The 23,704-nt window shown below is 49.4% G+C and carries 22 protein-coding genes and 1 tRNA gene; 1 reads left to right on the forward strand and 22 read right to left on the reverse strand.

What is annotated here, in order from left to right; all coding sequences use genetic code 11:
* Positions 1 to 111 precede the first annotated feature (111 nt).
* From selB to DHAF_RS21355, 12 genes are all read right to left on the reverse strand, one after another.
* Complete coding sequence (gene selB, locus DHAF_RS21300) at positions 112 to 2,016, reverse strand: selenocysteine-specific translation elongation factor (RefSeq protein ID WP_015945138.1); 1,905 nt, start codon at positions 2,014 to 2,016, stop codon at positions 112 to 114.
* 4 nt (positions 2,017 to 2,020) lie between these two features.
* Positions 2,021 to 3,451, reverse strand: coding sequence for an L-seryl-tRNA(Sec) selenium transferase (gene selA / locus DHAF_RS21305; protein ID WP_015945139.1), 1,431 nt, complete (start codon positions 3,449 to 3,451; stop codon positions 2,021 to 2,023).
* Positions 3,452 to 3,541: 90 nt separating this feature from the next.
* A tRNA-Sec gene (locus DHAF_RS25855) sits at positions 3,542 to 3,638 on the reverse strand.
* Between the two features lie 64 nt (positions 3,639 to 3,702).
* Entirely contained in the window at positions 3,703 to 4,509 is an 807-nt protein-coding gene (locus DHAF_RS21310; RefSeq protein ID WP_011460848.1) for a formate dehydrogenase accessory protein FdhE domain-containing protein, read from the reverse strand.
* 41 nt (positions 4,510 to 4,550) lie between these two features.
* Positions 4,551 to 5,234, reverse strand: coding sequence for a formate dehydrogenase subunit gamma (locus DHAF_RS21315; RefSeq protein ID WP_005816420.1), 684 nt, complete (start codon positions 5,232 to 5,234; stop codon positions 4,551 to 4,553).
* Positions 5,234 to 6,049, reverse strand: a complete 816-nt coding sequence (locus tag DHAF_RS21320; RefSeq protein ID WP_005816422.1) for a 4Fe-4S dicluster domain-containing protein — start codon at positions 6,047 to 6,049, stop codon at positions 5,234 to 5,236. Before DHAF_RS21320 ends, DHAF_RS21315 begins: the two co-directional genes overlap by 1 nt.
* 3 nt (positions 6,050 to 6,052) lie before the next feature.
* Positions 6,053 to 9,103, reverse strand: coding sequence for a formate dehydrogenase-N subunit alpha (fdnG, locus tag DHAF_RS21325; RefSeq protein WP_015945141.1), 3,051 nt, complete (start codon positions 9,101 to 9,103; stop codon positions 6,053 to 6,055).
* Between the two features lie 362 nt (positions 9,104 to 9,465).
* Positions 9,466 to 9,927, reverse strand: a complete 462-nt coding sequence (locus tag DHAF_RS21335; RefSeq protein WP_011460851.1) for a UBA domain-containing protein — start codon at positions 9,925 to 9,927, stop codon at positions 9,466 to 9,468.
* Positions 9,890 to 10,711: a DNA repair protein RecO gene (gene recO, locus DHAF_RS21340; protein ID WP_005816431.1), complete on the reverse strand. Its 822-nt coding sequence runs from the start codon at positions 10,709 to 10,711 to the stop codon at positions 9,890 to 9,892. The genes DHAF_RS21335 and recO overlap by 38 nt, the downstream gene beginning before the upstream one ends.
* Positions 10,712 to 10,746: 35 nt before the next feature.
* A complete protein-coding gene (deoC, locus tag DHAF_RS21345) occupies positions 10,747 to 11,403 on the reverse strand; it encodes a deoxyribose-phosphate aldolase (RefSeq protein ID WP_015945142.1) in 657 nt (218 codons plus the stop codon).
* A gap of 5 nt (positions 11,404 to 11,408) precedes the next feature.
* Positions 11,409 to 12,320, reverse strand: coding sequence for a GTPase Era (era, locus tag DHAF_RS21350; protein WP_015945143.1), 912 nt, complete (start codon positions 12,318 to 12,320; stop codon positions 11,409 to 11,411).
* Positions 12,321 to 12,642: 322 nt separating this feature from the next.
* Positions 12,643 to 13,062, reverse strand: coding sequence for a cytidine deaminase (locus DHAF_RS21355; protein ID WP_005816436.1), 420 nt, complete (start codon positions 13,060 to 13,062; stop codon positions 12,643 to 12,645).
* A gap of 342 nt (positions 13,063 to 13,404) precedes the next feature.
* Here DHAF_RS21355 and DHAF_RS26205 point away from each other — a divergent pair, with 342 nt between their 5' ends.
* Positions 13,405 to 13,572: a hypothetical protein gene (locus DHAF_RS26205; RefSeq protein ID WP_193345574.1), complete on the forward strand. Its 168-nt coding sequence runs from the start codon at positions 13,405 to 13,407 to the stop codon at positions 13,570 to 13,572.
* 51 nt (positions 13,573 to 13,623) lie between these two features.
* Here the strand turns inward: DHAF_RS26205 and DHAF_RS21360 are convergent, their stop codons facing one another.
* The 10 genes from DHAF_RS21360 to DHAF_RS21405 all read right to left on the reverse strand — a co-directional run bounded on the left by DHAF_RS21360 (position 13,624) and on the right by DHAF_RS21405 (position 23,703).
* Positions 13,624 to 14,007: a diacylglycerol kinase family protein gene (locus tag DHAF_RS21360; RefSeq protein WP_015945144.1), complete on the reverse strand. Its 384-nt coding sequence runs from the start codon at positions 14,005 to 14,007 to the stop codon at positions 13,624 to 13,626.
* 17 nt (positions 14,008 to 14,024) lie between these two features.
* On the reverse strand, positions 14,025 to 14,498 hold the full coding sequence (gene ybeY / locus DHAF_RS21365; RefSeq protein ID WP_015945145.1) for an rRNA maturation RNase YbeY: 474 nt from the start codon (positions 14,496 to 14,498) through the stop codon (positions 14,025 to 14,027).
* Positions 14,499 to 14,537: 39 nt separating this feature from the next.
* Positions 14,538 to 16,778: an HD family phosphohydrolase gene (locus DHAF_RS21370; protein ID WP_015945146.1), complete on the reverse strand. Its 2,241-nt coding sequence runs from the start codon at positions 16,776 to 16,778 to the stop codon at positions 14,538 to 14,540.
* A gap of 13 nt (positions 16,779 to 16,791) precedes the next feature.
* A complete protein-coding gene (locus DHAF_RS21375; RefSeq protein WP_005816443.1) occupies positions 16,792 to 17,763 on the reverse strand; it encodes a PhoH family protein in 972 nt (323 codons plus the stop codon).
* Between the two features lie 35 nt (positions 17,764 to 17,798).
* Positions 17,799 to 19,010, reverse strand: a complete 1,212-nt coding sequence (gene yqfD / locus DHAF_RS21380; RefSeq protein WP_011460858.1) for a sporulation protein YqfD — start codon at positions 19,008 to 19,010, stop codon at positions 17,799 to 17,801.
* 32 nt (positions 19,011 to 19,042) lie between these two features.
* On the reverse strand, positions 19,043 to 19,315 hold the full coding sequence (locus DHAF_RS21385) for a YabP/YqfC family sporulation protein (protein WP_015945147.1): 273 nt from the start codon (positions 19,313 to 19,315) through the stop codon (positions 19,043 to 19,045).
* Between the two features lie 116 nt (positions 19,316 to 19,431).
* Positions 19,432 to 19,899, reverse strand: a complete 468-nt coding sequence (locus DHAF_RS21390; RefSeq protein ID WP_015945148.1) for an NADH-quinone oxidoreductase subunit B family protein — start codon at positions 19,897 to 19,899, stop codon at positions 19,432 to 19,434.
* A gap of 17 nt (positions 19,900 to 19,916) precedes the next feature.
* Positions 19,917 to 21,572, reverse strand: coding sequence for a hydrogenase large subunit (locus DHAF_RS21395; protein ID WP_015945149.1), 1,656 nt, complete (start codon positions 21,570 to 21,572; stop codon positions 19,917 to 19,919).
* Positions 21,538 to 23,037, reverse strand: coding sequence for a hydrogenase 4 subunit F (locus DHAF_RS21400; RefSeq protein ID WP_015945150.1), 1,500 nt, complete (start codon positions 23,035 to 23,037; stop codon positions 21,538 to 21,540). Before DHAF_RS21400 ends, DHAF_RS21395 begins: the two co-directional genes overlap by 35 nt.
* Before the next feature lie 9 nt (positions 23,038 to 23,046).
* Positions 23,047 to 23,703 (reverse strand): hydrogenase, encoded by a 657-nt coding sequence (locus DHAF_RS21405; protein WP_005816453.1) that lies wholly within the window; start codon positions 23,701 to 23,703, stop codon positions 23,047 to 23,049.
* Between the last annotated feature and the right edge of the window lies 1 nt (position 23,704).

A 23,704-nucleotide genomic window follows, 5' to 3' on the forward strand; every position in this document is an offset into this window, starting at 1 on the left:
CCCAGACTGCCTTAACCGCAGCAGCCCTTTTCCTTTATCAAAAATCCAAGAACTGCCATTTGTCATCTTGATCCATGGATTGAAAAACAGGACCTGTCCCCTTGATTCACCCTAGTAGTGGGCTCCCGGTATGCGAACGTCTTCTTTTCTTAGGGTGATTTTCAGTTTATCGAGGTATTCCAAATAAGCGACGACGGTCTTTCTGCCAATATTCAGGGCATCCCTGATTTCCGCCACGCTGATGGTTCCTTGGGCGTCCATTAACGAGCGGACGATTTGGCAGACTTTTTGTAAAGCTTCTTTATGGACGAGAATTCCCTGCCCCAGATCCACCAGGTTGCCTGATTTGAGCAGGAATTTCACTACTTCCTCAACGTCCCCTGTTTTCATAGCTGTATCTTTGGCGGCCTGCTGAATACTTCCTGTGTTGAGATCATAAGTTAAAAACACCTTTTCAATCAGGGCTGTTTCCTTGGCTGCCAGAATTCTGGCTAAGGCTTTACCGTCAGGTTCCGACAGGTAGTTTCCATCCGCAAGCAAACGCTGATTAGCAAGGAAATAATTCAGCAATGCTGCAAAATCTTTCGGCTCCATCCCGGAAAAAGCCCCGCTTTTCAGTTCTTCCTTATCCATCTGGTAGCGGTAGGGATATTTCTGATACATTTTCCGGAAGGCGGATTGTATTTTATTAAAATATTTTTCATATTGGTTGATGCTTAAGTATTTACGAGTTTCCTTCAAGATAATTAACTTTCCTGAAGCGACTTCCTTATCCAGGGTTTCCTGTAATTCAGCCCGCTCCGTATTCAAAGCCTGCCAAAGGTCACCCGAACTAAGGGGTTTTTCCGAGGAATTTAAGATTAAGGTGACTAGCTCTTCCCTGGTGCCATGCTCACCGATGCTCATAGCATTCATACTTTCCGGGGAAAACCGCTGTCTGTTTTTCGTGGTATGATACAAAACCCAGCCCCCGCCGATGGTCACAGCAGGGGAGTAGCTGCGGATAATAAATCGGTCTTTGCGCAGAATGACGATGGGTTCTTCAAAACGCAGCTGTGCGTGACCTTTCTCCCCCTCAGGGATCTCATCAGTACCCAGAAGCCTGACCCGGGCCAGAACCTCTTTCGTTCCGGTGTGCACATGTACTCTTTGATTGTGTACCAAATTCCCTTTCCCTTTGACGATATAAATCAGCACATCCGCAATCCGGATTGGAATCAGGGTTCCTTCACGAGCAATGGTGTCGCCCCGCTGGATTTCAGATTTTTCGATTCCGGTGAGATTCAAGGCGCACCGATCGCCGGCAGTCCCTTCGTCGACACTCATATTATGGACCTGAATTCCCTTGACCCGTGCATTAAGTCCGGAAGGATAGATGGCCAGGGTATCGCCTTTGTGAACCACTCCGCTGGTTATCGTGCCGGTGACTACCGTCCCATGCCCTGACATAGAAAAGACTCTGTCGATGGGCAGCCGGAATAATTCTTGACTTTCCTTGACTTGGACCTTTTGGGCAAGCTGATCCAAGGTTTCCCTCAGTTGGGGAATCCCTTCCCCGGTCACGGAAGATACATGGACAATGGGGCTCTCCGCCAAAGTTGTCCCTTGCAGTGCATTCCGGATATCTTCAATGATCATTTCCAGCCACTCGTCGTCCACAAGATCCGTTTTGGTCAGGGCGATGACACCGGTTGTAACATTGAGCAGGTTTAAAATATCCAGATGCTCTCTGGTTTGCGGCATAATACCTTCATCAGCGGCAATGACCAACATCACAAGATCGATACCGGTGACACCGGCCACCATAGTCTTCACGAATTTCTCATGTCCGGGCACATCAATGATGGATACAATCTGACCCGAGGGCAGAGTCAGGGAGGCAAAACCCAGTTCAATGGTCATCCCCCGCCGCTTCTCTTCCTCAAGGCGATCTGTATCAATACCGGTCAGTTTTCTCACTAAGGATGTTTTGCCGTGGTCAATATGCCCGGCGGTTCCTAAGACAATCTTTTTCATCAGTTCACCCCACGATGTTCTGCATGGTTTGCGTAATGAGGGGAAATTCCTTTTCCGACATAGTGCGGACATTCAGCAGGACTTTGTCTTTAACGATCCGGCAAATAATCGGGATGGGCTCTTGTCTGAGGAGCTCCTGGAGCCGGTTGGCCGATAAACCGTCGATCGTTAAGGATACAGCCTTGCCTTTTAACAGAACATCCGGCAAGGAGCCACCCCCTGCTTCATCATGAACATCCACGATTTCCACTTGACAGCGTTCACCCAAGGCGGCCTGGAGCTGCCGCTCCAGCTCCTCTGCCCGCAGCAGCAAGTCTGCCTCTTTTAAGGCCAGCATGTTTAAGGCGGGGATCTGGGCAAGGGCTTTTTCAGGATTCATATAGAGTTTCAAAACTGCAGTTAAAGCCGCAATAGAACTTTTATCGCAACGGACAATGCGGGCAAAAGAATTCTTTTTAATCTTGTCGATCAAAGCCTTTTTGCCGGCGATGACACCAATCTGTGGACCGCCCAGCAATTTATCCCCGCTAAAGGTGACAAGATCCGCACCGCCAGCGATAACTTCCTGTACAGTTGGTTCATGGGGCAGTCCGATTTTGCTCAGATCATAAAGGCAGCCGCTGCCCAAATCCTCCATCACCAGTACATTTTTTATTTTGCCCAGCTCCACTAAATCCTGAAGTGGCACTTCTTCTGTGAAGCCGGAGATTTTATAATTGCTGGTATGAACTTTCAACAACACGGCCGTATTTTCCGTAATGGCCTTGGCATAATCATCTGGTTTCGTTTTATTCGTTGTGCCGACTTCGATCATCGTGCAGCCACTGGAGGCGATAATATCCGGTATACGGAAGCTTCCGCCAATCTCCACCTGTTGCCCTCTGGAAATAATGACGTCTCTCTGCTTAGCTAAGGTATTAAGGCTTATAAACACTGCAGCAGCATTATTGTTTACCACCATGGCGCTTTCAGCACCGGTTAAACGGGTAATCAGAGGTTCGATATGGGTATGGCGGGAACCCCTGTTGCCGGTTTCCAGATCAAATTCAAGGTTGCTGTAACCTTCATTGACTTCTTGAATTAAGCCGATGGCCGAATCCGGCAGAGGGGCCCTGCCCAGATTCGTATGCAGGACAATTCCTGTGGCATTGATCAATTTTTTCAAGCAGGTACTATCCTGGGCGTCGAGCTTATCTTTGAGTTCCTGAACCAAATGCAAGGTGATCTCCTGGCGGGACAGGTGGGACATAGATGCCGCAAAGGACTTATCTCCAAGCAACTGTTTTCTGTAATCATCGATGACCTGGGTTATTGTTTCACCAAGCACAGCTTTGCCAATCCCCTCGGCCAAGGCCGCGACTTCAGCATGATCCAGGATTTCATTCATCGGAGCGATGGTTCTCAGCGCTTTTAATCGTTCTAAATCCTTCTCCAAAAACAGTGCCTCCTCATAGCAAAGGGACATGAATTGAGCAGAGAGCACACTGCATTGATCATGTCCGCAAATCACCACTATTACATTCTTTGGCGGGAATGTGTAGGAGTCGAACCTACCTCGGCCGGATCACCCACCCGACAACGGATTTGAAGTCCGCGGAACCCACCGGGATCCATCCATTCCCATAGTGTATTATATATCATACCTGGTATGCTTTTCAAATAGGCAACTCAATTTTTTAAAGTTCCCTAATTCCAACCATGTTGCCCGGCCAGCCATTTTTCGGCAGCATAGTTGAGAGGCATAGTCCGTATATCCTCCCAGACCAGATCGTCGACACTTAATTTTCTCAGATCCACCTGTTTGAAATAGGAGCCACAGTCAGAACAGACTGCTACTTCCAGCCCAGGATACTGTTCAGATTTAAGGTAGGTTTGTTTTTTGGCATCCATGCTGCCGCAACAAGCGCAGCCGGAGGCATCGACAGGTCGCTGATAACCACAGACCAGGCATTGCTGGTAGCGTTTGCCGACCGGCGGAGCCAAAAGGGTCATAAAATGTTTCTCTCCGCAGACCGGGCAAGTCCCAAAGGGTTGATTATCTTCCCCGGGTTTGGGAACCAAGTGTTGGCAGAGCATCTGGGCAACACCGGCCAGAGCCAGTTGCAATCGGGCAGCAGCTGCATTATCCAGAGACTCGCCCTGCTTAAATTGTTCCAGGAGGGTGCGCAAATCAGCTTTTTCCTGTGGTTCATCGGCAACTTGATTGAGTCTTTGCCACAAATCAATAATGCTTTCTTCAGGCAAATTATCCAAAGTAAACCGCGGGGAAGCAGGTTCAAGCCGGAAATCAGCCGCCAGGCTGGAAGCGTGCTCCTGCTGCCAAAGCTTTATTTCCCCCTGCAGCTTCAGATAGTTATCTTTTACTGCAACCAAATGCTGTTCTTCTTGTTCAGTGGTCAGAATATTTTTCCGCACAACGTTTCCTCCTAAAGAAAGTCTGCCGCCAGCCCCTAAGCCCAAACCGGCACCCGGGCCGGCAGCAGACCGGATCATTTATTTGCTGATGAAGCTATCATTATAAGCAGCTGATCAACCTATTTCCCCGCCTTTTCCTGCTTTTCAATCTCCTCATACCAGGCGCCATGATGGGACTTAGCAAAGCCTTTGGATACATAACCCTTAAGCATGCCCGGCAGAGCAGCCCGTGATTCGGGATGGATCAGGGCCAGGTAGAGATGCCCGATCAGAGCGGTGGTCATGAAAATCATGGATAGGTCGTGAACAGGATAGGCTATGCGCACTAAGCCTATGGGGAAGTACTGGGGAAACCACATGATCAACCCGCTGATGGTGATAAAGATAGAGCCAAAAATGGTGAAGAGGGAGTTGATTTTTTCCCCTCCGTTAAATTTTGCCTGGGGAGGGTAATTGCCATGCCCGCCGAAGAATTCCACGGCAAAGGCTTTGACATGCATCACATCGGCCTTCGTCCAGGTAAAGACAGAACGAATCCACCCCCAGTGATGCTTGGTGTCACCGATAAAGAACTTCATGCCGACAGCAACGGCGAAGAAGAGGGCCGCAACCCGGTGAATCATGCGGGCGTTGTCAATTCCTCCGACGATGGCCATAGCCGGCCGGAAGGTGACCGACAAAACGGCTAAACCCGTAAAGAGAAGAATTAAAAAGGAAACTGCATGAACCCAGTGACTGAATCGTTCCCCATCTGTAAATCTCAGAACTTTTCCTTCCGGGACTTGTTTGGAGTTTTGCGCCATTACAGTGACCCTCCTTTCCCCTGGTGGTCATCTTCAACAAAATGATCCTTGCTGTAATTTCCTTTAGCCACATTGACCAAAGTTCCAACAAGAACTGCTGCCGCCGCGCCACCGCAAGCAATCGCACCCAGCGGGCGGGCGATATCCTTCCAAAGGGTCAGGGTAAAGGGAACCGTGGGATTGGCCGGCAAACCATAGGATTCCGGAGTATCCAGGAGGATATACTTATAAAGTGTTCCCCCTACCACATCCTTGCCATAGAGATTGGCCTTGGGATATCTCTGCTTCAGCTCAGACAAGCGCTGTTCAGCCTTTTGCATCATTTCGGCATCATCCCCAAAGGTCAGGGTTCCCGGCTGGCAAATGGCGACACAAGCGGGCTCAAGGCCATTCTCCACCCGTTCCCAGCAGCCGGTGCACTTGGTGGCCTTTTGGGTTGTCTGATCAATCCTGGGAATATCAAAGGGGCAGTTGGTCACGCAGTATCCGCAGCCGATGCATTTGTCCTCATCAATGATCGTAAATCCGGTCTCCGTTTTGGATATAGCCTCAGAGGAGCAGGCCTTTAAGCAGGCAGCATCGGCGCAATGAAAGCATTGAGCTTTCCGCATCATCCAAAGCATGGTATTGTTTTCGTACTTTTCATCGAAGGCAATATAAGTGTAGGTGTTAGGATCCAAATCTTTGGTCGACTGATAACTTTTGACCAATGATGTCTTAACAGCCGGTAACTCATTCCATTCCTTGCAGGCTGCGGAACAGGCCTTGCAGCCGGTACATTTAGAGGTGTCCACGAGAATCATTTTTTTACTCATCTGCTACGCCCTCCTTATGTTGACCAGGCAGCATTTATATTCCGGGGTGCCTGCAGTGGGATCGATGGCGCTGATGGTCAGGTTGTTGGTCGTCGGTCCGGGACTTAGGGATGCGAAGCCCCAACTCCAAGGCATACCAATGGTTTCGGAATCCTGACCGTTGATCTTTAAGGTCTGAATTCTGTCCGTTACCAGGGCGACTACTTGAACTTTGCCACGGGCAGAAGATACTTCTACCATGTCCCCTTCTTTGACTCCGATCTTTTGGGCCAGATTTTTGCTGATCTCGGCAAAGGGCTGAGGCATCAGCTCATTGAGCATGGGGATATTTCTCGTGATCCCGCCGGCGCAGAAATGCTCAACTAAGGCATAGGTCGTTAGTACATAAGGGAAATCTTCCTTGCTGCCATGGTTCGTAACACCAGGCAGGAAGTTCGGGATGGGCACGGTAGGATTAGAGCTTACATCCGGATGCAGACTATTGACCGTCGGACTTTCCACCGGCTCATAAAACTCCGGCAAAGGACCGTCATTACATTGACCGGCCGGTCTAACGCCAATATGGGGCAAGCCATCTGCTGCAGGTGTGGCAGGAATTCCACTGAAATATTTCGCAGTGAATAAGCGGCCTACTCCTTCAGGATTCATGCGGAAAACCTGTTTCCCTTCCGGGGTATCCGGGCCTTTGGTTTTGTCCGGCACATCGGCACCGTCATTGCCTTCCCAGGAATTCTTGGCCGCATCCCACCAAATCAGCTTGCGGTTCTCATCCAGAGGCTGACCGTTCATATCACAGGAGCCGCGATTATAAAGGATGCGGATGTTACCCGGCCAGGAGAAGCTCCAATTGCGGTATAGACCAAGCCCCGAGGGATCACTGTTGTCCCGGCGGGCAGCCAGGTTGCCATTGCCTGTAACACCGGCATAAATCCAACAGCCTGACGAAGCTGAGCCGATAGGAGCTTTTAAATAATCAGCCAGGGTAGGCAGCACTTTACCAGTTGTTTCATCATAACCACTGATCTCCTGGAGAACTTTCAGCGGATCCGGTTCATGACCATAGTCCCACCGGGCCTTGAGAATGGGTTCATCCTTAGGATCGGTACTGCCGGCATAAAGTTCTTTAAGTTTATGGTAGATATGATCCAGAATATCCAGGTCAGGCTTAGCTTCCCCTGGCGGCTTCAGAGCAGCATCCTTCCACTGAATCCAGCGGCCGGAGTTGGATAGCGTGCCCCCTTTTTCATAGACGAAAGCTGCGGGAAGCAGGATGACTTCTGTGTTGATTTTGGCCGGATTGACCAGGAGCTCGCCTGTGGTCGGATCCTTTTCACGCCAGAATTGGGCAGTTTCAACCTCATAAACATCCGCGATGACCAGCATATCCAGCTTTGCCAAGCCTTCACGGACGATTTGCCGGTTAGGGATGGATACCATGGAATTCGAGCCAAAATTAAGCAGCATTTTGAATTGTCCGCTATTGGCAGCTTCCCAAAGTTTTACCATGCTGTAGTTCTTGCCTGAGTTGTACTTAGGCAGGTAATTAAAGCAATAATCATTTTCTTTGGTGGCATTTTCGCCAAACCAAGCTTTGAGCTGAGAGATAATATGCCTTTCAAAAGCCGAGCCGCTGCGCACCAGATAACTGCGCAGATCCTTATCCGTATGAACCGGGGCCGGCAAGTAACCCGGCAGGTTATTAAAGAGATTGGCCATATCGGTGGAGCCTTGAACATTGGGCTCACCACGCAAGGCTTGGATGCCGCTGCCTGCTTTACCTACGTTGCCCAAAAGCAGCTGGATGATCGCGTAACTGCGGATTCCCTGAACGCCGGTGGTGTGTTGGGTCATGCCCAGTGCATAAAGAATGCTGCCTGGTCTGGTATTGCAGAAGGTATCAGCAATTTCTTTAATTTTTTCAGCAGGTATACCGCTGATATCGGCCCCTACTTCCAGAGTGTAACGGGAGAAATGCTCTTTAAGCTTGCCAAATACGCAATCAGGATCATCCAGACTTTCCGCTTTCACCGGTTTGTTTTCGGCATCAAGCTGATAAGCCCAGCTGTCAAAATTATACTTTTTGGTCTCGGGATCAAATCCGGAAAACAGTCCATCGGCAAATTTAAAGTCTTTACTGATCTTGTACAGCCCATTGGTATGGTTGAGTACATAGTCTTGATCATAGAGTTTGTTCTCTAAGATATAATTGATGATTGCATTTAAATAAGCAATATCCGCACCGGGACGAACCTGGGCAAAGATATCTGCTTGGGAGGCGGTACGGGTAAACCGCGGATCCACCACGATCACCTTGGCGCCGTTTTCTTTGGCTTTATTGATCCAACGCATAGCTATGGGATGATTCTCCGCACAGTTGCTGCCCGCAATCAGGAAGCATTTCGTGTTTTGCATATCCGTCCAGGAATTGGTCATAGCTCCGCGGCCAAATGAAGGTGACAAACTTGCCACCGTGGGAGCGTGTCATATCCGGGCCTGGTGTTCGTTATAAGGTGTTCCGATGAGCTCGGACAGTTTCTTGATCAGGTAGGATTCTTCATTATCCACTTCGGCTGAACCGAGAACGGCAATGCCATCAGCGCGGTTTACATTGTAGGCTGTACCACCAATTTCTTCCGTAGCCATCCAGGTTGTGTCACGAACTTCCTTGATCTTTGAGGCGATCTTATTAATCGCTTCATCCCAGGAAATATCCTGCCAATCGCTGGACCCGGGAGCTCTGTATCTGGGCTTTGTGACACGGTCCTTGGCATTGGCCACATGACCCAAACTGGCCCCTTTCGGACACAAGGCACCGGAATTCACCGGATTATCCGGGTCTCCATCCAGATAAACGAGTTTTTCGTCTTTAATATGAAGCAGCAAACCGCACCCGCCGGAACAGAAATGGCAAATGCTAGGAATCTTAGTTGTTCCTTCAATTCTAAGACTAAATCCCTGGGCTTGGGCGATCTGTGGATCAAAGCCAAGACCGGAAGCCAAAGCAAACAGGGATGCCCCAGAAAGCTTAAGGAACCCACGACGAGTTACTTCCATTTACTCTCCCCCTCTTATTATTACAATTGCCCCGGCTTTCGCCGAAACAAAAATTTACGTAAAACCCCTCTTTAACTGTCTTTTCTAGTGTTAAGAAAGCAGTTTTGTATGTGAATATTTTAAATAACTATCTCTTATTTAAACGTCAAAAATCACCCCTATGAATTTTAGATTTATTTTCAATAACGAAAAAATATATTTTCTATTCTGCCATAGGACATAAGAATTGTCAAATAATTTAGACAATAAAGAAAGTGATAACTTTCAGTTACTTTCTGTTTATTCCGTAAATAATACAGATAAGCACTGAAGGCTTCAATAAGAAAAGACTCCGGAGAGTACATTTCTCCGAAGTCTTTTGCCTATTGAAGTCCTATTTCATTTTCATGATAGCTCATGGGGTAAGATGCATGATAATAGGGTTCAAACTCATGATCATCCATCATGGACTCCAGTTCCAGTTCATAATTCTGCATAGCTGCCATGGCTGCTCCCGCCAAGCCGAGCACCCGCAGAGCAGGCCGTCTCCACACCATATAGCCTATGGCAAGGCCAAGGGGAGCAGAGATACTGAATACGGTATGGTCATTGTGCTTGAGTTTAACCTGGGTTTGCCAAAGCTTGTTGAAACGATTCTTGGTGCCGCTCCACATCTTTCCCACCATCCCATTTTCAAGGGCTTTCTCTCTTTCGCAATCCGCCAACGCTTGAATCACATCCCCGTTGGACCTTAGCAAGGCACGGCGGGCTTCTTCATAGCTTAGATTTAAGCGGTCGCACAGAATATCAACTTTCTCCAGTTCCGTCCACATCTCTTCGCTCATTTAAATCATCCTTTCCGCTTGGGTTTTGTCCCACGTTGACCAAGCGGTTCCCCATACTCCAAGATCTTAAGGATTTATCTAAGGTTTGTTCGCAAAAATACTGTGAAACCTCAAGGATCTCTTTTTTGCTCCATTGGTTCCAGCGCAGCCGGTTCAATTTTTCCAGCTCTCCTTGAAGAAGCTGGCGCATTAGCCCTAGGCTTCCCCCACTGACCCATCTCCCGACGGCGGGAGAACTTCCCTGAGTTTGACATTGGCGGCAAACTACCCCACCGGCGTCCGGGCTGAATAATAACCGCTCCCCTTGAACTCTTTGCCCGCACTCGGCACATTCCACTAAACGCGGGCGATAGCCGAGATAATTCATCAGCTTCAAAGCGTAGGTACACTGAACCAAAGCCGGATCACAGCTTTCCACGAGAAATAAACTGGAAAAGGTGAGGGTAAACAGTTCCGGATGAGGTTGTCCGGGAAGAGTTGCCAGATCAAGAAGCTCTGCCATTGCCGTAGCCGCCATGCTCATATCTAAGTCCGTCCATAAATGGGGAAAGCTCTCCCTGGGGCTGACCTGGTTGACAGTATCCAGTGACTTACCTTTATGTAATAGGTATTCTGCATAGGTAAACAGCTGGGCTCCTGCTCTTTGACGGCTTTTCGGTTTACGCACCCCTTTGGCAACAGCTTGGATTTTCCCGTATTCTCTTGAAAATAAAGTGAGCAAACGGTCTGATTCTCCATACTCCCGGCTTCGAATCACCAAAGCATCGGCGTGGTAAACTCCCACATCTTCACCTCATAGTCTTTGTAAATATCCCGTTCTTATACCGTGATTATTTGCACGCCGGAACTCGTTCCCAGGCGATCAGCTCCGGCCTCCACCATCTGTAACGCGGTCTCACGGGAACGTATTCCTCCCGAAGCCTTCACTTTGACGGATTGACCCACCCAGGCTTTCAGATTGCGTACATCTTCCACTGTAGCTCCGCCGCCGGCAAAGCCTGTGGACGTTTTGATATAGTCCGCTCCCGATGCCTTGACGATCTCTGCCGCCTTTTGCTTCTCCTCTTCAGTAAGCAAAGAGGTCTCAATGATGACCTTGATCGTGACACCACAGCAATGAGCCGCTTCCACAGCCCGTGTTATATCTTTCGCCACAGCTTCCCAATTGCCCGATTTCGCCCAGCCTATATTGATCACGATATCCACTTCCCGGGCACCATGTGCTTTAGCGGCGAAAATTTCCTGAACTTTAATCTCCGTCATGGTCGCTCCCAAAGGAAAGCCGATGACTGTGGCTACTCCCACACCGCTGCCGTGTAAAAGCTTGGCGGCAGTGCAGATATAGGCCGGATTAATACAGACTGTGGCAAATTTGTGCTGCTTGGCTTCATGGCATAGATTCACAATATCTTTTTCTGTAGCCTCCGGTTTGAGAAGTGTATGATCGATCATGCCTGCTAAGTTCATTGTTCTCATCCTTTCTAACTCCGATCCGAATATCCGAATTCCCGGAGACTCCTTCCCCGATTGCGCCAATCTTTCTCAACCTTGACAAAGAGCTCCAGAAAGACCTTGCTGCCCAACAGGGTCTCAATATCCTGGCGGGCCAAACGACCGATTTCTTTGAGGAGACTTCCCCCATGACCGATGATAATGCCTTTTTGGGAATCCCGTTCCACTACAATCAGGGCGCGGACCTTGATCAGGGTTTTCTTTTCTTCCACACTCTCCACAACGACGGCAATAGAATGAGGAACTTCGTCCCGGGTAAGCTGAAGCACCTTTTCTCTCACCAGCTCTGCCATAATAAAGCGTTCCGGCTGATCCGTGACTTCATCCTCAGGATAATACATAGGCCCTTGAGGCATTTCTTTGAAAATCAGCTTCAGCAGTTCATCCTTATTCTCTCCGGTTTTAGCTGAAATAGGAAGAATCGCCAGAAAATCTTTCAAAGCAGAGTAGTCCTTAATAAGCTTTAATAATTTATCTTTTTCAATAAGATCAATTTTATTCAGCAGAAGAATACAGGGAGTCTTTACGTGCTTGAGATTTTCTAATATGTATTCCTCGCCGGCACCAAACTCAGCGGTCGTATCCACCATATACAGGATAAGATCCACTTCCCGAAGGGATTCCAAAGCCGAATCCACCATAAACTCGCCCAGCTTGTGCTTAGGCTTATGAATTCCCGGCGTATCCAGAAAAACGACCTGCCCTCTTTCCTCGGTCAGTATACAATGAATCTTATTCCGGGTGGTCTGAGGTTTATCGGACATGATTAAAATCTTTTGCCCTAAAAGTTGGTTAAGTAATGTAGATTTTCCGGCATTAGGACGGCCAACCACTGTGACAAATCCCGAGCGAAAATCTCTATTAGGTTCAGAACCGTGCAAATTTGCTCACTTCCTTAATGTTTAATCGTTATGACTGCTTTGGTATCTATGTTATAGGGATAGGCTGCAAAGGTAGTTGAAAATCCGGCCATTCTGAATTTTACTAAGCTAGCTTCGCAAATTTCGTAAAGGGCAATTTTTAACGGACTAGTCCTGTTTGAATAAGAAAACCCACCTCGCCCGAAGATATTGTCTTCATACTTTGTTTGCCTTAACCCCATGCTCGTAAATGAGGCAAAGGCGCTGGTTGCACTTATGCTTGCAAAGTTATCCAGCGCCAGCCTATACTTTCTGACCGTTTTAGAAAAATTCCAGCCAAGGCTTAACCTAAGAATTCAGGGCCAAAGGAATCGGGAAGCAAAACGCTCAAGCGGGTCATCTTAGTTTGCCCCTTGCCATTGACTAAAATAACCAGGCAATCCTGGGAAAACTCCCGCAACACCTGGCGGCAGGCACCGCAGGGCGAAGGAAAGGCATCCGTGGGCACTGCCACCGCCACCGCCTTCAAGCGGCGCTCTCCATGATAGGCACTGTGGAAAACAGCATTGCGCTCCGCGCAGATAGTCAAGCCATAGCTGGCATTTTCCACATTACATCCGGCGATGATGCGCCCGGATTCCCAAAGGGTAGCAGCTCCTACCGGATAGTTGGAATAGGGGACATAGGCGCTTTGATAGGCTTTCTGGGCCCGGCGGATTAGTTCTTCGATTAGCTCTGGAGAAATTTGTTCTGGTGAGTCCATAGCGGCTCCTTTCGTTTGCTTGGCTCTTGGGGCTTAGCCCTGAATCTTGGATTTTGTCCGTAAAGCTACGGCTTACAGGGCTTTTTCAAAGTCATGTTTGCTGGTCTTCTTAAGCTCTGCTGTCCAGCTTTCCTGGAGCTTTCTCCCAGCAGCCGACTCTGCCGCTTAAGCGGCGTCGGTAAAGGCGGAAAAAGCCGCTCAGGCAAAGCTTCCTGCCCCGCATTCCCACAACGCCCCACTCGCTCAGGCCCGAAAAGCAGCCCAAGGATTTTGCCTTACGGTAGGAAGCGAATTTAAGCGAGCGGAGACAAAACTTCGCGAAAAGCCTGCAGCAGAGAAAGGTTGGAAACAGGACATTTCCAACCCGCCATTGAGAACAAGTGCGAAAGCAGTGCTTTCGAGGAGCGATTTGGCGGGGCACCTTTCGGAGCGGAGGGCTTGAGCGTTAGTTTTGTCCGCGCAGCTTATGGAGCGACCGATGTAAAGCAAAATCCTGGAGACATCCGGTGACTCCCGACGACATCCGGAGCCTTCTGGAAACTCCGCCTCCGAAGGCCTTTTTCAACTCAGCCCAAGCAGGCCGGCTAAACGAGGCCCAAAAATCACGACCCCGACAGCAACCGCTATAATCGCCGTGATCAAAACCGCCCCGGCCGCTACGTCTTTGGCTAGGCCGGCCTGTGGGTTGAAGTTTGGTTCAGCTAAATCTACGGCAAGCTCCACCGCCGTATTAAAAGCTTCTGCTGCCATGACACTGCCGATGGTCAGCAGCAAAATCACCCATTCCCAGCGCTCCAGTCCCAGCCAAGCAGCAATGAGCAGAACTAATGCGGCGGTGCATAAGTGGAAGCGAAAATGTCTCTGGGTTTTGCAGTTATAGAGAATTCCCTGAAAAGCATCGCCAAAGCTTTCCCAGTTGGAAGGTTTTTTATGATATTGTCCCATAGTCATCTTCCTTTACCTTAACGCAAAAGACCGATTTGACTCATTACTGCTTCTTCTTGCCGGCGCATTTCCTCTTTATCCTCTTCTTCCATATGATCATAGCCCAGAAGGTGGAGAGTTCCATGGACCGCTAAATAGACCAGTTCCCGTTCAAAGGAGTGTCCATAATCAATAGCCTGAGCTCTGGCCCGCTCCACTGAAATAATTATATCACCAAGCAGATGGTCCTCGTAATCCAGGATGTCCGGTTCATCCGACCTTTCCTCCTGCAGGGCAAAGGACAACACATCGGTTGGCCGATCCACGCCACGATAATCTCGATTCAGTTCATGGATTCTGGCATCATCCACTAAGGTCAGGCTGACCTCAGCCTCCTCGGACTCCGCGGATAAATGGACGGCCTTGGCAATTCCCTGCTCTAAAAGCCCTGTAAGTGATCCACGCTCATTTTCAGGAATGGAGTCTTCTTCCCAATTAATATCCAAATACATCGGTGCGGAACCGCCTAAACGGCTCCTCACCCCCTTCCATTACGAATTATCCGCTTTTTCCGTCTTGGATTCTCCTTTTGCTTCCGCGGATTCTCCTTCCGCAGCAAGCTCCTCTTGCTCCATCTCCCGGACATCCTCAATCTTCCCCGGTTCCGGCAGCTGTTTGGTATGCATATCGGGGTACTCTACCCGGGAATGAAAGATGCCGCTCAAAATCCGGACAAAAGCGGTGGCAATTTTATCCAAATCCTGGAAGGTCAAATTACACTGACTAAGCTGATCATCATTAAGCTTGTCCTTGATGATTTTACGAACCAAGCCTTCAACACGCCCTGGCGTGGGCTGTTTCATAGCACGAACTGCCGCTTCCACACTATCTGCCAGAAGGACCAGGGCGGCCTCTTTGGTCTGAGGCTTAGGCCCTTCGTAGTGGAACGCTTCTTCGGGGACATTAGCGTTATCTTCCATAGCTTTATGGTAGAAGAAGCTGACGACACTATCCCCATGGTGCTGGGCAATAATGTCCTGGAGGACCTGAGGCAGATTTTCTTCCTTGGCCATCTCCAGCCCGTCTTTTATATGGGAGGTGATGATCAAGGCGCTGAGAGTGGGAGCTATTTTATCATGAGGATTATCTTGGGCGAACTGATTCTCAATAAAGAAATAAGGCCTCTTCAGTTTGCCGATGTCGTGGTATAGGGCTCCTACCCGAACCAAAATCGCATTGGCCTGTACCTCTTCTGCCGCTGCTTCCGCCAGGTTGCCCACCAGCACACTGTGGTGATAAGTACCCGGCGCCTCCATCAAAAGCCGCTTCAACAAGGGGCGGTTAGGATTGGAGAGTTCCAATAAGCGTACTGCCGAGGTAATTCCAAAACCAGTCTCAAACCAATGAAGAGTTCCCACCGCAAGAACTGAGGAAAAAATCCCGTTCACAATCCCTAAACCGATGCTGATCAGCCAGGCAGAGATACCCATTCCTGAGATTAAAGCAATACAGCTGGCCGTAAGCACATTGAATGCTGCAATATAAAGTCCCGCCCGGGCCAAATCGGATCGCTGGCTTAATAGGGAGACACTATGAACACCAATAAAGCCGCCAAACAAGGCGATCAGAGCAATCAGCCAACCTGAATGGGTAGACATAGTGGGATCAGCCAATAAACCCACAAATACAGACAAAAGTGCCGCCGAAAAATAAGCTATCTCCACATCCACCAGAATGGCGATGGTCATAGTAGCCCAGGCCACAGGGATCAAGATACCGGTCATGGCATTATATTCGGCATCCCCCAGATTCAGGGAGATGACCGCTTTCCCCATAGCAAGGACCAGGAACATCATTAAAGCAATGAGCAGCAGTTTTTTAGATATATCGGAAACGTTTTTCCGGTATTGATGAGCATAAAATGTCATAGTAACGATACTGGCTAAGACAATCAAGGCGATACCGGCAACAGAACGCCAAGGAGACTGGTTCTCAACCAGTCCGTAGCCCACCAGAACCTGCATGATTTTCTCGTCAACAATTTCTCCCGGTCCGACGATCTTTTGATTGGCTTTATAACGCTGCGATTCCATGAGTACCGAAGCCCGTGCGTTCTGCCTTAATTTCTCTGTAGCCTCTGTATCTTCCAGCAAGGTGGGCTGAGTGATTTTAGCATCCACGAACTCGTTGAGAAAAGCCTTGAACTCGTCCGGGAAAGAGGCTTCATTAATATCCTGCTTAATCTTTTGGCGTAAGGCAGGGACATCTTGAGGTGTGTGGGCACCTGTCTCCTTACCGCGGGCATTCACTAAAATAACTTCCGTGGCTTTCTGCTCTTTTTCTTCCAATAAATCCAGGGAGGAATCCAACAGGCCTTCCAGTGCTTCCTGGGGCAGAACATTAAAAGGAGCAACTTGACGCAGTTTTTTCAGCACATCTGCCTTATCTTCATCACTGGCTATTGCTTCCTCCAAAGCAGTAAAAGCCGTGCTCAAATCCCGGGAAATGCTGGTCAGATACTCTTCATCCTGGGTATAAACCGGCTTAACCGCCTCCGCCGCCGCTTCTTGATCCTGGTAATACTTTTTTAAATCCTCAATATTCTTTTCATAAGGAGCCGTCACAAGCTGAGGGCTGGGATCACCCAACTTCAGGTGAAGTTTGGAGACAAAGAGTCCTGAAGACAGAATACTTGTGAACAGCACAAAACACACCACCAGTACCTGGATATGCCGCCAAGTGGTGCTTATATCAGAAAAAAGCTTTAAGGAGCCTAATCTACGAATGTTCAAACGCATCCTTCTTTCACTGACCTGGTTCTGAAGTTTCTTCAGCCTTTTCATAAGCCTGAATAATTTTTTGAACGAGAGGATTGCGTACTACATCGGCAGCAGTAAAGTAATGAAAAGAAATATCCGGTAGGCCTTTGAGAATATTTTGGACTTCTTTTAAACCGGAATAATGGCCCCGGGGCAAATCCACCTGAGTCACATCTCCTGTAACCACGGCATGGGACCCATACCCCAGGCGGGTCAGGAACATCTTCATCTGCTCAGGAGTGGTGTTCTGAGCTTCGTCCAAAATCATAAAAGAATCATCCAGAGTACGGCCCCGCATATAGGCTAAAGGAGCAATCTCAATGGTCCCCTTTTCAACATAGCGCTGTGTCGTCTCCGGCCCCAGCAAGTCATAAAGAGCATCATAGAGAGGCCTTAAATAAGGATCCACCTTTTCCTGCAGATCTCCTGGCAAAAAACCGAGCTTTTCCCCCGCCTCAACTGCCGGCCGGGTCAGTACAATACGGTTAATCTCTTTAGCCCGCAGAGCCAATACGGCCATCACTACAGCTAAATAGGTCTTTCCTGTTCCTGCCGGTCCGATGCCGAAGACAATGGAATGATTCTCTAAGGCTTCAAGGTACTTTGCCTGGCCCAATGTCTTCGCCTTAATGGGGCGCCCCCTGTGAGTGGTGGCAATAACCTTGGCGAGAGCATCAGCCATGCCTTGACCATGACCTTCTTCCACTTGGGAGATAACATAAGCAACGCCTGCGGGAGTCAAAAGGTGCCCTTGCCGAACCATGTCCAACAGCTCCTTAACCACAGCTTCCGTCTTGTCAACCTCATCGACACTTCCGGTAATGGTCATTTCTTCCCCCCGCACCACCAGCCGTGTCCCCAAGTGTTTCTCCAACATCTTCAAATGAGCATCTTCCGTCCCAAGCAAGTTCATTGCTTCAGTGGCATCCTGCAAATAGACCTTTGCTTCTTTCGTCAATTTTTCGCCCCCTGGTGCTAAAACTCCTACACGAATTATTCCTCCGGGTAAACCGCTAAATCCTCATACGACTCTACTTCAATGCGCACGCGCTCACCGTCAGCCTGTTCCAAGACACGAACCTTTTCCTCCAGAATACGAGCTCCCGGGGAAATCGTCTCATGGACTTCCGCCCGTGCCAATTCCTCTGCGGCCTGGCGAGCTTCCATTTCATTTCGTTCAATCTGCTTCTTCTGCAGTTCATTATACTGCACAGATACTATTTCGACAGGAAGTCGCCAATTCCTCCATAAGGTTACCCCATGATATTGAACTTCCTCTTTGACCAAATTAAAAGGCGATTCCGGTGTTGTTACCATTATGACTCGTGCACCGAATTTTATACCCCAGCCTTTGGCAACATTTCCACTCTCAATGATCCGTTCCTCATCATAAGGCACCACAGCTTCGGCACTGTACCAGACCCTCCCGCGTACAAAGCCTTTAGCAGCGGGAACTATTTCAGGAATATAATCCTTTTGTTGCAGCTGGCGGTCCGTTCGCGGTCTGGCGCTGGGATTGTGGATAGCTCTTGGTGCTTGAATCAGGACCTGCCCCGGCTTGACAATTTCCCCTTCATGAACCAGCGGAGTCCCTTGGATGACCATAACCTGCTGAACCAATCCAGCCTTGCTGGCTACTAAATTCCCAGCTTCACCCGGAACCTGAGGACGGACTTTTTGCACTACTTTAATCTCCACACGAGTGCCATGTTTGCTGATACCGACCCAGGCGGCATCCGGGAATTCCTCAACCAATAGTTTGGAAACTTCATTTAAATCCACGGAATCCTGCCGCGTCCACGTCTTGAGCCCATGTTTTTCGGCGCTGTCAAAAATCTCCTGACTGGAAATCGTCGTATTCCCCGACACGGAAATAGAAAGAATCATCTGGGACAAGACAGCCAGTGCCACACCGATAATCATAATCCCAGCCAATAAGAACTTCCGCCGCCACCAGCGTGCGGCTACAAAAGGCCATCCGTATTTTGCCACGATGCGCACTCGGGTATGAGTCAGGCGGGCAGGCCGCTTTAAGCGGCGGAAGTCCTGAATCTTCACTTGGGCTCTTACGCCTTTTTCTGAGCGCTGGGTTTTATAGAATACAATGCCCTGGCGTATTCCCTCATTAATAAATCGAGGCAGCTGATTTCCCCGGGCCACAAAAAGAACACGCCCTTGCAGAAACTCTCGGAACCTAGCAATCATTTGGAGTCCCCTCCTCTATAGTATACAAAAACTCAACCTTGCGCATAGGCTAAAGCTGTAAATTGTCCGACAATCCATAGCTCTGTTGCCAATACTGTCTTAAGCACAAGTTCCTTGCCGGTAATCGTTAACTGGCCTTCCGTTGTATGTAAAAGAATCTCTTCTGGCGTAAATTCAACGATTTCCAAGTAGTTTTCCACAAGAACTTCCTGACGGCCGGTAACAGTAATACGCGGCCCGTTTCCGGCAACATCCGGGGGAAAATCCAGCGCTTCCCCTACATTTTTGGTGAGTTTATCCAACATAAATAACCTCCTCCCTTCTAAAACCATGTTTATGAAGGAAGGAGGTTAAATAGTCCAAGCTTGAAGGACAAAGCAGGCAAAAGATCTTACGGATTATGTCCTGATTCTACATCTGTTCATTTTAACTGAAGCAGGACCTTCAGCAGCTCATCCGGTGAAGGAGGGCAGCCCGGAATCTTGATATCCACAGGTAACACTTCTCCCACACCATTATGGGCTGCATAAGCCTCTTTAAACATTCCCCCATCCAGGGCACAATCCCCTACGGCAATGATCTTTTTGGGGTTGGGGGTCCCTTCATAGGTTGCCAGCGCAGCCTGAATCAGATGAGTGGACATGGGGCCGGTGCACATCAGAATATCCGCGTGGCGCGGAGAAGCCACAAAATCCAACCCAAAGCGCTGCAAATCATAGATGGGGTTGAGAAGGGCAGACATTTCCCAATCACACCCGTTGCAGGAACCGCAATCCAGGTGCCGAATATGCCAGGATTGACGGAGGGAACGGAGGTGGGCCTCGCCCTGCTCCAATCGTTTTTCACTTAACCGACCCATCTTCAAGCTTCGTTTCAGCAAATTCCACATGAGCTTTTCCTCCCTTCCTAACGGTCACAACAGCTGTAGCATAGCTCAAAGCTCTTATTAATCAACGGGAAATCCGGAACAATGTTCCCCTGCACAGCCAAGGGAACTGCAGCCCAATTGGCATAGGAGGCTGAACGAATCCGGCAGCGATAAATCTTCCCCTCATCATCCAGCATCAGCCAGATAACATCCGTTCCCCGGGGAGATTCGGCACAACCCCAGGCGAAAGAATAGGGCTGGGGTGAAAAAGGTTCTGAACCGTTAAGAGCAGAACCGCCCTGCTCCACTGTATCCTGTAAAAAATCTCCCTCAAGAAGTTCAGCAAGTAAGGCAAAACTTTGTTTCACTTCCCGCACCCGAACCATCAGCCGGCTCCAGACATCCCCTTCCTGCTCCACCTGAGGCTCCACCTTCAGCTCCTCATACAAAAGATGAGCATGGCGCTCCCTCCAGTCCTGGGAGATTCCTGAGGCACGAGCCGCCGGACCGGTGACTCCCAGGTCCAGGGCACTTTGCTTGCTTAGAACTCCGGTGGTTATCGCTCTCTGGCGAAACCCGTCATGCTCCAGAATCAGCGGCAGCCACTCTTCAAAATCCTGCTCCAGCTCAGCCAACCGCCTCTGCAGGTATGCCCTTTCCTCCCGTTGGGGGATCTTCTTGACTCCACCGGGGGTGATGTTTCCCCGCAGGAAACGGTGCCCGAATAACTGATGATTGAGACGCTGGAGCTGCTCTTTATTCTGCAAAGCATTCCCATTGCCCAGGGCAAAGCCCACTCCGGCGCAGAGGTTGCCGATATCCCCCACGTGATTATAAAGCCTTTCCAGCTCAGCCAGCACAGTCCGCCAGCCCAATATCCAGCGGGGAACCTCCATCCCCTTAAGCTTCTCCACCGCTTCACAATAGGCCAGGGCATGACTGACCGCACACACTCCACACACCCGCTCCACAATTTTTAATCCTTCTTCAAGATCCTTGCCTTCCAGAAGCTTCTCAATCCCTTTGTGAGTATAAAAAAGCTGGGCATCAAGATGCAGAACCGTTTCCCCAATGGTTTGAAAGCGGAAATGACCCGGTTCAATGATCCCGGCATGAACAGGTCCTACCGGAATTTCGAAGGTCCCCTCACCTTCAGCTTCAGTGAAAGAAAGGGGCTGAGGGTTGAAGGAGACTTCTTTCAGTGCCTCCCCTGGGCATTCGCCGCCTATAGAGACGGGGGTCTCAGGACAAGGTTTCCGCAAAGGATAGAAACCTTCTGTCCAGCCCGGATGAAGAACGAGAGGGCGCGGATCAGGATGCCCATCAGGGTGAAGCCCCAGCAGATCCCTTACCTCACGTTCCGGCCAGTTCAGAGCCGGACAAAGAAGGGTTAAGGAAGGAAAGCTCTTCTCGATTCCCCGGGCTCCTAAAGTAAGGGTGAAATCACCGGGGAATTGGAGGAGCAGATAGATCACAAAACCATGACCTAAGCTGCGTTCATCATTTCCTACATGGGTCATCAGCAAAGGACGGCTTGGAACCTTCAGCCAGAGCTGCTCCATGACCTCAGGCAGGCAAGCAGGCTTCAGCCAAACCAGTCCTTCATTTTTTGTCCAGAGACCAAAGGAAAAATCCTCCGGTTGCTTAAGTACCCGCTCTTCAAAATAATTGCGTAAGCTTGCCGAACTCTCCATACTCCCCACCCCTTCCCAGAATCAATTCCACAACCTGATTTAAGGCCTGGTTGAGGGGTTCCGGAACGAACACTCCCAACATCAGGACCAGAATCATGGGAACAGCTAACCAAAGCACTTCTTTGCCTTCTCCCTTATCTTTCAAGCAGCGTTCACCCGGTGTACCAAACAGCATCCCCAAAAAGTGATAAAGGAACCCCGCAAAAATAACCGCTAAAAATAAAGCCGTTAGAAAACCTAAGATCGGGTGATGATTCTGGAAGAATCCGGCCATGATGCTGATTTCAGAACGGAAGGTTCCAAAGGGCGGCATCCCCGTAATAGCCAGCAAACCCATAAACAGAATCCCACCCGTATAAGGCCATAAGCTCATAACACCTCGAATCTTGGGGATCTGGCGAGTACCCATCATCTGCACCACACGGCCAACAACCACAAAGAGATTGGCCTTTGTCAATGCATGAAGAATGAGATGAAAACAGGCCCCCCACACAGCAAGAGGAGTGCCCAGTCCCAAGCCCAAAGCGATAATCCCCATATGCTCCACACTGGAGTAAGCCAGGAGGCGTTTAATGTCTTTTTGCAAAAGAATAAAAGCCACCATAGCACCAAGAGAGATTAATCCAAAGACAAGCAGCAGCTTTCCGGAAAAATCCGGGCCCAGACCTGTTTGGCGGACCAGGATATGCCAGCGCAGAATGGCATATAGAGCACAGTTAAGCAAAACCCCGGATAATAAGGCACTGACCGGAGAAGGGGCTTGGCTATGGGCATCCGGCAGCCAGGGGTGCATAGGAACAAAGCCAACCTTAGCCCCATATCCGATAAAAGCAAAAATACAGCCCAACTTGACTAAGGCCGGATCCAATTGGGGGGCCATTCCCACCAGAAGTCTCCAGTCCAGAGCAGCCAGGCTATAGCCATTGATCCGCCCTGATGCTGCATAGAGAATCATCGTTCCCAACAAAGCAAAGCTGATGCCCACCGTACAAAGAACGATATATTTCCAGGCGGCTTCAACAGCGGTTTTTTCCCGATAAAAGCCCACCAGGAGAGCCGTCGCCAACGTCGTCCCTTCTATGCCTACCCACAAGAGTCCCAAGTTGGGAGTACTGACCACCCAAAGCATGGTACCGATAAACATCCAGACCCAGAAGTAATACCGGGGCAGCCGGCTTTGGGGGACCTTCCCTGCTGCTACCTCATGCTCCATATAAGAAAAGGAATACACAATCACATAAGCGGCAATCACCACAATCACACCGAGAAGCAAGGCACTCAAAGCATCCCAGGAAAAAAATCCTCCCCAAATGCTTTGCGGGCCCTGGCCGAACACCCGCAGAATCATTTCCCCAGCCAGCCCAAGCAGGGCTATGAGCGCCAAACTATTGAACAGCCTCAATGCCCGGCTGCTTGTGGAGATCAACATACAAAAAGCTGCCACAATGGCAACAACTATAAACATTCAGCTTTCCTACCCTTTCAAAGAATTAAGCCGCTCAACATTCAGCGAGTCAAACTTCAGAATCATCCGCTGGGCCAGGACCCCTAAAATTAAAACCCCGATTAAAACATCGAAGATCACCCCTACTTCCACTAAAAGAGGCATACCGCTGGTGAGCAGGAAACCCGCTAAAAAGATTCCATTATCAATCAAGAGAATTCCTACTACTTGAACCAAGGCTACTTTGCGAATCACCATAAGCAACAGCCCATAAAAAAGCAAGGCAAAAGCAATGGCCAAACCATTACGCAGTGCAGGCTCCACTAAGGAGAGCAGCGGTTGAGTTATGGCATAGGCCAGGATGGTTAAGGCCGCTGCCGCCACCAGGGAAGAGGTTCGGTGAAGAAAGACTTCTCCTACCCATTGGGTGTGGGATAGATCGGCGGTACGTTTTAGCACCCAAGGAATCACTCCTCCCTTGACCAATAAAGAGAGGAGAGCAATGGCAAGGATCTCCCATTCGGATTCTTTTACTCCTTCCAGGAAAATCAGCGCTGAGAGAAATACTGCCTGCCAAGTCCAACCCATCAGGGCTTTCTTCAGTTTGACACAACCGACTATATAGAGACCGAGGGCTAAAAGAGCAAAGAGCACCAGCTGTTGAAGATTTTCCAACGTTCCTTCCACG

Source organism: Desulfitobacterium hafniense DCB-2, assembly GCF_000021925.1.
Taxonomy (GTDB): domain Bacteria; phylum Bacillota; class Desulfitobacteriia; order Desulfitobacteriales; family Desulfitobacteriaceae; genus Desulfitobacterium; species Desulfitobacterium hafniense.

Excerpts from the sequence above, each read along its gene's own strand:
- DHAF_RS21355 (WP_005816436.1), bottom strand. The coding sequence starts at position 13,062 with ATGGACTCACCAGAACAAATTTCTCCAGAGCTAATCGAAGAACTAATC.
- yqfD (WP_011460858.1), bottom strand. The coding sequence starts at position 19,010 with ATGATTGCTAGGTTCCGAGAGTTTCTGCAAGGGCGTGTTCTTTTTGTG.
- DHAF_RS21400 (WP_015945150.1), bottom strand. The coding sequence starts at position 23,037 with ATGTTTATAGTTGTTGCCATTGTGGCAGCTTTTTGTATGTTGATCTCC.
- selB (WP_015945138.1), bottom strand. The coding sequence starts at position 2,016 with ATGAAAAAGATTGTCTTAGGAACCGCCGGGCATATTGACCACGGCAAA.
- DHAF_RS21335 (WP_011460851.1), bottom strand. The coding sequence starts at position 9,927 with ATGAGCGAAGAGATGTGGACGGAACTGGAGAAAGTTGATATTCTGTGC.
- DHAF_RS21390 (WP_015945148.1), bottom strand. The coding sequence starts at position 19,899 with ATGTGGAATTTGCTGAAACGAAGCTTGAAGATGGGTCGGTTAAGTGAA.
- DHAF_RS21320 (WP_005816422.1), bottom strand. The coding sequence starts at position 6,049 with ATGAGTAAAAAAATGATTCTCGTGGACACCTCTAAATGTACCGGCTGC.
- DHAF_RS21360 (WP_015945144.1), bottom strand. The coding sequence starts at position 14,007 with ATGGGACAATATCATAAAAAACCTTCCAACTGGGAAAGCTTTGGCGAT.
- DHAF_RS21315 (WP_005816420.1), bottom strand. The coding sequence starts at position 5,234 with ATGGCGCAAAACTCCAAACAAGTCCCGGAAGGAAAAGTTCTGAGATTT.
- ybeY (WP_015945145.1), bottom strand. The coding sequence starts at position 14,498 with ATGTATTTGGATATTAATTGGGAAGAAGACTCCATTCCTGAAAATGAG.
- DHAF_RS21310 (WP_011460848.1), bottom strand. The coding sequence starts at position 4,509 with ATGATCCGGTCTGCTGCCGGCCCGGGTGCCGGTTTGGGCTTAGGGGCT.
- DHAF_RS21395 (WP_015945149.1), bottom strand. The coding sequence starts at position 21,572 with ATGGAGAGTTCGGCAAGCTTACGCAATTATTTTGAAGAGCGGGTACTT.
- DHAF_RS21385 (WP_015945147.1), bottom strand. The coding sequence starts at position 19,315 with ATGTTGGATAAACTCACCAAAAATGTAGGGGAAGCGCTGGATTTTCCC.
- deoC (WP_015945142.1), bottom strand. The coding sequence starts at position 11,403 with ATGAGAACAATGAACTTAGCAGGCATGATCGATCATACACTTCTCAAA.